The sequence below is a fragment of the Williamsia limnetica genome (assembly GCF_003217475.1).
Classification (GTDB): domain Bacteria; phylum Actinomycetota; class Actinomycetes; order Mycobacteriales; family Mycobacteriaceae; genus Williamsia; species Williamsia limnetica.
Map to the genome: position 1 here is coordinate 74,792 of NZ_QJSP01000023.1, position 8,598 is coordinate 83,389.

Genomic DNA, 8,598 nt, shown 5'->3' on the forward strand with positions numbered 1-8,598 from the left:
TCAGACCGGCGTCAGTGCCGAGATCTTCCAGCTGTCACCGGACTTTTCGACGGTGACCTTGACCCGGCTGCCGTCGAGTTTGGGGTCGGGCTCGTCAGTGCTGGTAGTGGTCTGGTTGATGAACAGCAGAGCGGTTGCCTTCTTGTCGCCGTGATCGATCAGACCGGATTCGGCCACCTGCGCAGTCGTGACGATCTGGCGTTCCTTGGCGGTGGGGATGATCGACTTGACACTCAGGTCTTCGAACTCTGACTTGAACTCACCGGTCAGCATCGTGAACTTCTGGGCGAAGTCTTGATCGACGGATTCTGCCTTGTATGTCAGCAGATTCGGCACCATGGTGCGCGCCGCGGTAAGAGCCTCCTGACCGGATGCCTGTAGGTCTTCGTCCTGATGGTCTTCGTAGACCGCGTAACCGCAGAATCCGAGGGCGGCGGCCGTGAGGACCACCATGAGCGTTCCGACCACCTTCACGCGTCGCGCTGTCCAGCGACCGAACACGTCGGCCAGTGCGGTGAAGCCGCGATTGGGCAGTCGAAGCAGTGTGTTCAGTGCGGTTTTCATGAGACGAACTCCACATTCGACGCCAGCCAGCGTCCTTTGATGTTCTCCAGGGTCAGCTTCATGCGGTAGACCCGCTGTTGTCCTTCAGGTGCTTCGCTGTTCTTGACGGTCGAGGTGACCGCGGCGATGACGGTCGCGGACTTGTCGTCTGCCGTGACCAGTGCCGCCTCGGTGGCCTCGCCGGTCGAGGTGACTTCGCCCTGGGTCAAGACGGTCGCGAAGCTACCGGTGGCGTCCGTGAACTGTTTTTGGAAGTCCCCGGTCGTCGACCCTTCGATACGGCGGACATCGGCATCAGCGGTGTCGCCTCGGAGCGTGACCAGATTGGTGACCACTTGTTTTGCGGTGGAAACGATTTCGGTGTCGCGGTCGGTGTCGGAGGCCGCCTCGGTATGCCGGTCGAAATACACGGCACCGGCGGCCGCGGCGGCGATGACCAGTGCGAAGCAGACCAGCAACAGTGCGGTGAACCGACGTCGACGTGGGCGGTCGGTCGGCACAGCGTCAGTCGGACCCTCCGGTTCATCACCGTCGCTGCCGCTGCCGCTGTCGTTGTCAGGCCGACTGTCGCCCGAGGGGGTGTCCGAGTCGGCGGAGGCCACGGCGTCCGGATCACTGACGGTGACGTCCCCGATCTCTTCAGATTCGGGTTCTGCGGTGTGTTCGGCCTTGCTTGTCTTCGAGCGTTCGTCTATTCGGGAAACAGTTGTTGCCATGACGTTTTCTCCTTTGTGTCCGATGTTTTCGAGGCCAGGCTGCCGACGGTGTACGTGGCACCCGCCGGAGTACGGAATCGACCGGTCGCGGGATCGTAGGGAACCGCAACCGGTGTCCGCGGATCCACGGCCGCAGGTTGATTACCGGTACCCGGCCGGGACAACATCTGAGGCCATTGCGAGGGCAGCCCACCTGGGCAATCCGCGACGAGTGCCGTTCGCACGGAGGGGTCGGTGGCACAGGGCAGATTTCGGGCTCCACGGACCACCCGGTAGTCGTTCTCGGGCAGCTTGCAATACGCATTGTCTGGTGCCGGTAGCGAACTCACGTCGCCGGGATCACGTCGCTCGGTCTCGCCGTATCCTTCGGTGCAGGGGAGTGGGTTTGCGGTGTTGCCCAGTTTGACGTCGAGGGCGCCCTGGCCGGACAGTGTGTCGCTGGGATCCTGGAAACCCTGATGCATCGCGTTGATCGCGGAGGAGACCGCGGGATACACGACGAGTATGTGTTGCAGACCAGGCACGTTGACGCGCAACACCTCACCGACGGTTTGGAGATTGCTGAGCAGGATCGGGAGCACCGGGGTCAGGTCCTGGAAAGCACCCGACACCGTGTCGAAGAACGGGGTGCCGCTGTCGAGGGCCAATCGGATGCTGCCGTCACTCATTGTGAGCTGCTTCGTGAACGACGAGAGATTACCGGAGAACGTGGCGATCTCGGTCCCTGAATCTGCCAGTGCCGACAGGACCGGCCCGGCCGTGTCGATGAGTGCCAGAGTCGGCTCCAGGTTCTTGTGGGCGTTGCCGACCAGTTCTGTCGACGCGATGAGGGCCCGGTTGACGTCGGTTCCGGTCTGGTCGAGCGCCAGTGACGCCTCGTCCACTGTCGTCCGGAGTGCCTCTTTGGGGAGTGTCTGAAGCAGGGCGTTGACCTTGGTGATGACTTCGGTGGCCGGGTAGGGGATGGACGCCCGTTTCTGGTCGATGACGTCTCCATCGGCCAAGAACGGTCCGCCGGACTGTTCGGGAAGCAGGTCGATGAACTGCTCGCCCACCGCCGACACACTTCGAACGTGCGCTGACGTGTTGGTGGGAATCTTGTAGTCCGAATTGATCTGCAGGACGGCAACCGCACCCGTAGGGGCGAGTTCCATCGCAGTGACCACACCGACGTCGACGCCGCGGTAGGTGACCAACGCATTGGCGTAGAGCCCGCCGGCCTCCGGTAGCTGAGCCTTGACGGTGTAAGTGCCGATTCCGCTGTACCGCTGCAGGCCGGCGTAGCTGTACGCCGAGTACCCGACGGCCAGCACGGCGACGACGGTGAACACCACCAACTGGAACTTGATCAGTTTGGTCAGCATCAGTTCTGGCCTCCGTCGTCACTGTTTGCCGGTGTCAGAGGCGCACTCAATGGATCTGCGTTCTGCCGCGCGGGCGTCGGCGCGATGCGCTTTTGCCGGGTGACACTCGGGATGACCTTGTTCGCGATCGTGTCGACACTGATATCCAGTGTCAGGAAGAGGTTCAGGTAGTCGCCCCGGATGCCTCGCGCGGTCGTCGCAATCGGGAACGGAATGGTCAGGGCGATCTTGAGTGCCTCCGGCAGATCCTTGCCGGTATCTGCGAGCGCGTTCAAGGTCGGTGCGAGATCCGCGAGGTTCGACTCGATATCGGACTTGCTGTCACGGATGATTCCTGTGGCCGCGTCACCGAAGCGCCCAACCGAGGTGAGCATCTGAGTCAACTGTTTTTGTTGTTCATCGAGCACACCCAGTGCCGGTTCGATGGCTGCGATCCCGGCGTCGATGGTTTCCGTCTGGGCCGCGAGTTCGGCGCCGAGCCGGTTGACGCTCTCGATCGCTCTCTCGATGTCGCGGCGCTGATCGGCCAGTCCGTCCACGAACACGCGAAGGTTTTTGATGAGGCTGCGAGATTCCGTTTCCCGTCCACCCACCACCCGGTCGAGCTCGTTCGTGATGGTCCGAATCTGCTGCAGCCCAGCGCCGTTGAGGACCAGCGAGAGTGCTGAAAGGACCTCTTCGACTGCCGGGTACCGATCGGTCCGGTCGATCGCGATGTTCGCGCCATCGCTGAGTCGGCCCTGGGGTGCTTGCCCCTCGGGCACCGTCAGATCGATGAATTGCGAGCCGAACAGGCTCGTCTGCGACAGTTTCGCCGAAACGTTGGCGGGAATCGGGTCGTCGGCGTTGAGATCAAGAGTGATCCGGGCCTGCCAGCCGTCGGTCTTGATCGAACTGATGTTGCCGACTGTCGCGTTGTTGGCTTTGACCGGCGAGTTGCCCACGAGGTTCTGCACATCCTCGATATCCAGGGTGACGCGGTACGTGTCGCCTCCTGAAGTGTTGCCGGGCAACGCTATCGAGTTCACTCCGTCAAAAGAACACGCTGTGGTCGCCAGGATGCAGATCGAGACGAGCATGCCAAGAGATGTCCGGGCCGCGTTCATCGTCCGCCATCCTGAGGCGTGAGACCTGGGATGAACAGATTCGGAGTCGTCGGGACCTTCGGGAGCGTGGGGACTTTTGGCTGTGGCTTGGCAACCGTTGTGGGTGCTGCCGCTGCGACATTGGCCGTGAGGTTGCGCGTTGCGGTGATGCATTCGCTCTCCGGGGCGTTGACTGTGGTGAGAAGTGCGCAGATCAGGGATTTCGGATCGGGTATGTCCGGGATCGCCAGAGCACCGGTGAGCGAGTTGGAGATCGGGTCGTAGATGTTGTAGAGATTCGACAGGGCGTTGGGCCCGGCATGCAGGATCTGGGCGAGCGAGTCGACGCGGTCGACCAACAGACGCGTCACGGTGTTCGCCTTGTTGACGTCATTGACCAGGATCTCGCGGTTCTCCGCGACGAAACCCTGAACAACGCCGAACGCCGCGTTCATGCTTCCCAACAAAGCGTCGAGTTCGGTCCTGTTGTCGTTGAGCACACCCGACAGGTTCGCCAATTGGGTGCTGAAACCTCGGATCTGATCATCCGCCGTCGAGAGAGAGGTCGTGACCGTCGCGAGGTTGTCGACTGTGCTGAAGAGGTCATTTCCGCCGGCATTGAGTGTTTGAGATGCCTGCGACAGTTGCGTCAGCGCGTCGTGGAGAATCGCGCCGTTCCCCTCGAGAGTGTCGGCGCTGACATCGAGAAAGCGATTGAGTGCGCCCTGCTCGTCCTGCTCGGTCGGACCGACGTCGTCGGACAGTTGTACGAGTTGCTTCTTGATCTCGTCGAACTCGACGGGGGTTGCGGTTCGGTCCACGGGGATCGTCGCGTCGTCTGCCATCCGCGGACCACCTTCGTATGCGGGGGCCAACTGAATGTATCTACCGGTGACCAACGTCGGCGCCACGATCGCCGCTCGGGCACCGGCCGGAACAGGATTGCGTCCGTCGTAATGGAACTCGATACGCACGCGGTCGCCGTCCGGTTCGATCGAGTCGATCTCACCGACCGGAACCCCGAGAATCATCACCCGGTCGCCGACGTAGATTCCTGCTGCGCTGCGGAAGTAGGCGGCGACGTGATTGGTGGTGCTGGTGGAGTAGAAGACGGCGGCAGGGAGCGCGATGGCCGCGACCACGACGATGCACAGCAGTACCTTGCCGGGTTTGCCATCTATTCTTCGTGCCAGGCGTGTCAATCTGTTGCTCATCGCGGGCCTCCCGGACTGTTGGATTGTTGCCCGGAGATGTTGGCGGGAAGGATGTTCTGCAGCAACACTCCGAAGAAAGGACCTGATCCGACAGCTTCACCGACCTGGGTGGTGAAGCTTTGCAGACCGCTGATGGCCCGATTGATGTTGTCGTAGTTGTTGTTCAAGATGTCCAGAACACCATTCAGCTGATCGAGCGCAGATTTCAACGTCTGATCGTTGTCCACAGCTATCCCGGTCAGGGCGTCGGCGACTTGCCGGGCCTGGATGAGAATGTTGTGAATCGTTGCCGCGCGGGTGTTCAGGGCCGCAAACAATGTCTGTCCGTCACCGAAGAGCGACACGAGTTGCTGGTTACGGTCGGCGAGGACCTTGGTGACCGATCCGGAATTGGCGAGTAGCTGACGGACAGCATCATCGCGGGAACCGATTGTTTCCGACAATCGGCTGAGGCCACGGATCGACGACTGCAGGTCAGGGGGGAGTTCCTCGGCAACCGAGCTGATCTGATCGAGTGCTGTGGACAGGTTGGTCTTGTCGGTGGAGGCGACCTTCTGTGTCACCTCTTCCAAGCTTCGGGTGATGTCGTAGCCGGCCGTCGTCCGCGCGAGCGGAATGGTGCCACCGAGATCGCCGGTACCGCGGGGCGTCAGCTCGATGTAGCGACGTCCCAGAGCAGTTTCGACCTTGATCGCCGCGGTTGTGTCACGGCCGAGCTGTTGCTTGCCCGTGTCCGCCTTGAATTCGACACTCACCTTGGCTCCGGAGAGCTTGATGGATCCGACTTCGCCCACCTTGACCCCGGCGACCTGGACGGCGTCACCGGCTGCGAGTCCGCTGGCGTCGCTGAACTCGGCGTGCATGGTCTCGCCTCGGTCGACGAACGGAATGCGGTCGAAATTGAAGGCGAGTACCAGAACGACGATGATCGCGACCGTACCGATGATTCCCATCTTGAGCGGGTCACGTTCGAGCATGGACTTGGTCATCACGGCTGGCACCTGCCTGCCGGCGAAAGGAACATGGGTGTCTGATCTTTCGGTTCGGATCCGTATCTGATGGCGAGCCCGCAGACGAAGAAGTTGACGAAGCTGCCGTATCCGGAGGCCCGGCTGATCAGGCGGTAGGTTTCGGGAAGCCGTGAGAGCACGAGGTTGAGGGTGTCGGTGCTCGCATTCAGATTGGTGGACAACCGATTCAAGCCCTCGACCGAGCCTTTGATGTCAGGACGTGAGTCGAGCAGCAGATCGCCGAGTTCGCCAGTGAGCGAATCGATCTTGTCGAGCGAACCGGTGATCTGGGAGCGATCGTCCGACAAGCCCTTGACCAGGCTCTGCAGTGAGCCGAGCATCGTGCCGAGCTGACCACTTCGTGCGTCGACCGTCTCGAGCACGGTGTTGAAGTTCGTGATCACCGAACCGATCGATTCGTCGTGATCAGCCAGTGTGTTGGTCAACAGTCCGAGGTCCGAGATCAACTGGGAAACACCTGATTCCTGTCCATTCAGGATCTGCACGAGGGAGACCGACAGGCGATTCGTCTCATCAGGGTCCAGACCCTGCAGCAGGGGGCGGAAACCATTCACCACCTGGTCGAGATCCAAAGCCGGCGTGGTCTGGTCGACCGGGATCGGCCGACCCGCCAGCGGACTGACCGATCCGGGGCCGTCGGTCAATTCGACGAAGCGGTCGCCGATGAGATTCTTGTATCGGATCGCGGCACGGGTGCCCGACATGAGGCGGTGCTCGGTTGCCACGTCGAACGTGACGAGCGCGGTTCCGTCTCCGGTGAGCGCGACGTCTTCGACGTTGCCCACCGGAACGCCGGCGATGCGGACTTCGGCTCCCGATTCGACACCGGACGCCGACGCGAACACCGCTTCGTATGTGTTCGACGGACCGAACCGGAGATTCCCGGCAACGGCGGCGACGAACACTCCGGCCAGCGCGGTCACGACGATGAACACTCCCAGCTTGACGAGGGTTGCTGTCATCTTCATCGCGATCCTCCGAACAGCAGGTCGGCCAGAGGATTTCCGATGAAGTCCGTCGGTCCCTGGATCGGGGCATAGGCGTCGCTGCCGTCGTCGAAATTGACGTGGCCCGCACCCTTCGGCCCCGCCGGGTAGCAGCTCGGACCGTTGTCGAGACCCGTCTTCGGGAGGTTGTCCGGGTACGAATACGGAGGATTGCCGGCCAGGAGTGTCCCCAAGATGTTGAGTCCCGGTCGTCCACTTCCGCTGTTGGTCAGTTCCAGATGCCGGTTCGTCTGAGCCAGATTCGCGATGAAGCAGGGCAGTATCGGCGAGAACTCGCCGAGCACGGCGGATGTGGGCTGCAGCGCCGAGACCGCCTTCTGTAGAGGAGTCCCGCTTGTCACGAACAGGTTCTCCCCACTGGCTCCGAAGTTCGAGAAGCTGAGCAGGAAAGCACTGAGCTGCTTCTCCTTTTCTGTGATCGTTCCGCTGGTCGTCGTGAGGTTCCTGACTGTGTCGAGAATGTCGGGAGTTGCTTGCGCGACGGTTTCGGCGACCTGCGATCCGTACTGCATGTCCTTCTGCAACTCGTCGAGGTGAGGGTTGAAGTCACGCAGGTAGCCGTCGAGATCGACGACGAGATTTCCCACGTTGTCCCCGACACCGGCAAGGGCTGTGGACAGTCCGGTGAGCGTGTTGCTGACCCGTTGGGGGTCCACGGTGCGGAGGACGGTGACGAGCGATTCGAGCAGGTCGTTGACCTCGGTGGTGGTTGTACCGTCTTCGATCACGCTACCTGCTGTCAGGCGTCTGTCCGAGGGCTGCTCGGGGCGGATGAGGGTGACGAACTTTCGTCCGAAGAGGGTGGTGGGATCGATGGTCCCGTTGGTATTTGCCGGTAGGTCTTTGGCGTAGTCGCTCGAGATATCCATGGAGACAATGACTTTGTCGTCATCGGGGCGCACCGAGGACACGTGGCCGACAACGACTCCACTGACCTTGACGTCAGATCCCTTCTCCAGCATCAGTCCGGCACGGTCGACGTACAGGGTGACGCGGTCAGATGACGTGAGTTTGCCGCTGTAGATGCTGAACGACAGTACGGCGGCACCGGTCACCGCGACGACGAGCGCGAGACCGAGCAGGACGTTGGTCGACTTGCGATTCACTCCTGCGGCCCCCATCAGCCAGACACTTTCACTGCGCCGGAAGGTCCACCGTAGACGGCGATTCCGACCAGGAGATTGATGAGCATGATGGCGATCAGAGATGTACGTACCGCACGTCCGACAGCCACCCCGACGCCGGCGGGACCGCCCTTCGAGTTATAGCCGTGATAGCAGTGGACGCACATGATCACGACGGCCATGGACATCACTTTGAGGAGCGACCAGAGGACGTCTTTCGGGACCAGGAAGACACTGAAATAGTGGGTATACGTACCCGAGGCCTGACCGTAGATGACCACTGTCACGAATTGTGTTGCTGTATAGCCGACAAACAGCGCGACCGCGTAGAGCGGTATCACCGCGATCACTCCGGCGATCACACGGGTCGCGACGAGGTAGGGAAGCGAGGGGATGGATGAGGTGGGCCCTTCGTAGTGGTCCAGTTGTTGTGCGACTCTGTTGCCCGAGTGTTTGGGCAGGAAGAATCGACGACGACATGGCAGGTAGCAAG

The 8,598-nt window shown here is 61.5% G+C and carries 9 protein-coding genes; all 9 read right to left on the minus strand.

Features of this window, described 5'->3' with window-relative positions; translation table 11 throughout:
- Positions 1-564, minus strand: a complete 564-nt coding sequence (locus DFR67_RS27175; RefSeq protein ID WP_110472571.1) for a hypothetical protein — start codon at positions 562-564, stop codon at positions 1-3.
- Entirely contained in the window at positions 561-1,280 is a 720-nt protein-coding gene (locus DFR67_RS27180) for a hypothetical protein (protein WP_110472572.1), read from the minus strand. Before DFR67_RS27180 ends, DFR67_RS27175 begins: the two co-directional genes overlap by 4 nt.
- Positions 1,256-2,644: an MCE family protein gene (locus tag DFR67_RS27185; RefSeq protein WP_110472573.1), complete on the minus strand. Its 1,389-nt coding sequence runs from the start codon at positions 2,642-2,644 to the stop codon at positions 1,256-1,258. The genes DFR67_RS27180 and DFR67_RS27185 overlap by 25 nt, the downstream gene beginning before the upstream one ends.
- Entirely contained in the window at positions 2,644-3,750 is a 1,107-nt protein-coding gene (locus DFR67_RS27190) for an MCE family protein (RefSeq protein WP_110472574.1), read from the minus strand. Before DFR67_RS27190 ends, DFR67_RS27185 begins: the two co-directional genes overlap by 1 nt.
- Positions 3,747-4,943 carry an MCE family protein gene (locus DFR67_RS27195; RefSeq protein WP_110472575.1) on the minus strand — a complete coding sequence of 399 codons (1,197 nt, stop codon included), beginning with the start codon at positions 4,941-4,943 and terminating at the stop codon, positions 3,747-3,749. The genes DFR67_RS27190 and DFR67_RS27195 overlap by 4 nt, the downstream gene beginning before the upstream one ends.
- Complete coding sequence (locus DFR67_RS27200; protein WP_110472576.1) at positions 4,940-5,935, minus strand: MCE family protein; 996 nt, start codon at positions 5,933-5,935, stop codon at positions 4,940-4,942. Before DFR67_RS27200 ends, DFR67_RS27195 begins: the two co-directional genes overlap by 4 nt.
- Positions 5,932-6,942 (minus strand): MCE family protein, encoded by a 1,011-nt coding sequence (locus DFR67_RS27205; RefSeq protein ID WP_110472577.1) that lies wholly within the window; start codon positions 6,940-6,942, stop codon positions 5,932-5,934. The genes DFR67_RS27200 and DFR67_RS27205 overlap by 4 nt, the downstream gene beginning before the upstream one ends.
- Positions 6,939-8,102 carry an MCE family protein gene (locus DFR67_RS27210; protein ID WP_211325172.1) on the minus strand — a complete coding sequence of 388 codons (1,164 nt, stop codon included), beginning with the start codon at positions 8,100-8,102 and terminating at the stop codon, positions 6,939-6,941. Before DFR67_RS27210 ends, DFR67_RS27205 begins: the two co-directional genes overlap by 4 nt.
- Positions 8,102-8,598, minus strand: a 497-nt coding sequence (locus DFR67_RS27215; protein ID WP_146240552.1) for an ABC transporter permease, incomplete at its 5' end; no start/stop codon positions are given. The genes DFR67_RS27215 and DFR67_RS27210, both read right to left, overlap by 1 nt.

Coding starts and splice junctions, on each gene's coding strand:
- DFR67_RS27175 (WP_110472571.1), bottom strand. CDS start 564: ATGAAAACCGCACTGAACACACTGCTTCGACTGCCCAATCGCGGCTTC.
- DFR67_RS27180 (WP_110472572.1), bottom strand. CDS start 1,280: ATGGCAACAACTGTTTCCCGAATAGACGAACGCTCGAAGACAAGCAAG.
- DFR67_RS27185 (WP_110472573.1), bottom strand. CDS start 2,644: ATGCTGACCAAACTGATCAAGTTCCAGTTGGTGGTGTTCACCGTCGTC.
- DFR67_RS27190 (WP_110472574.1), bottom strand. CDS start 3,750: ATGAACGCGGCCCGGACATCTCTTGGCATGCTCGTCTCGATCTGCATC.
- DFR67_RS27195 (WP_110472575.1), bottom strand. CDS start 4,943: ATGAGCAACAGATTGACACGCCTGGCACGAAGAATAGATGGCAAACCC.
- DFR67_RS27205 (WP_110472577.1), bottom strand. CDS start 6,942: ATGAAGATGACAGCAACCCTCGTCAAGCTGGGAGTGTTCATCGTCGTG.
- DFR67_RS27210 (WP_211325172.1), bottom strand. CDS start 8,102: ATGGGGGCCGCAGGAGTGAATCGCAAGTCGACCAACGTCCTGCTCGGT.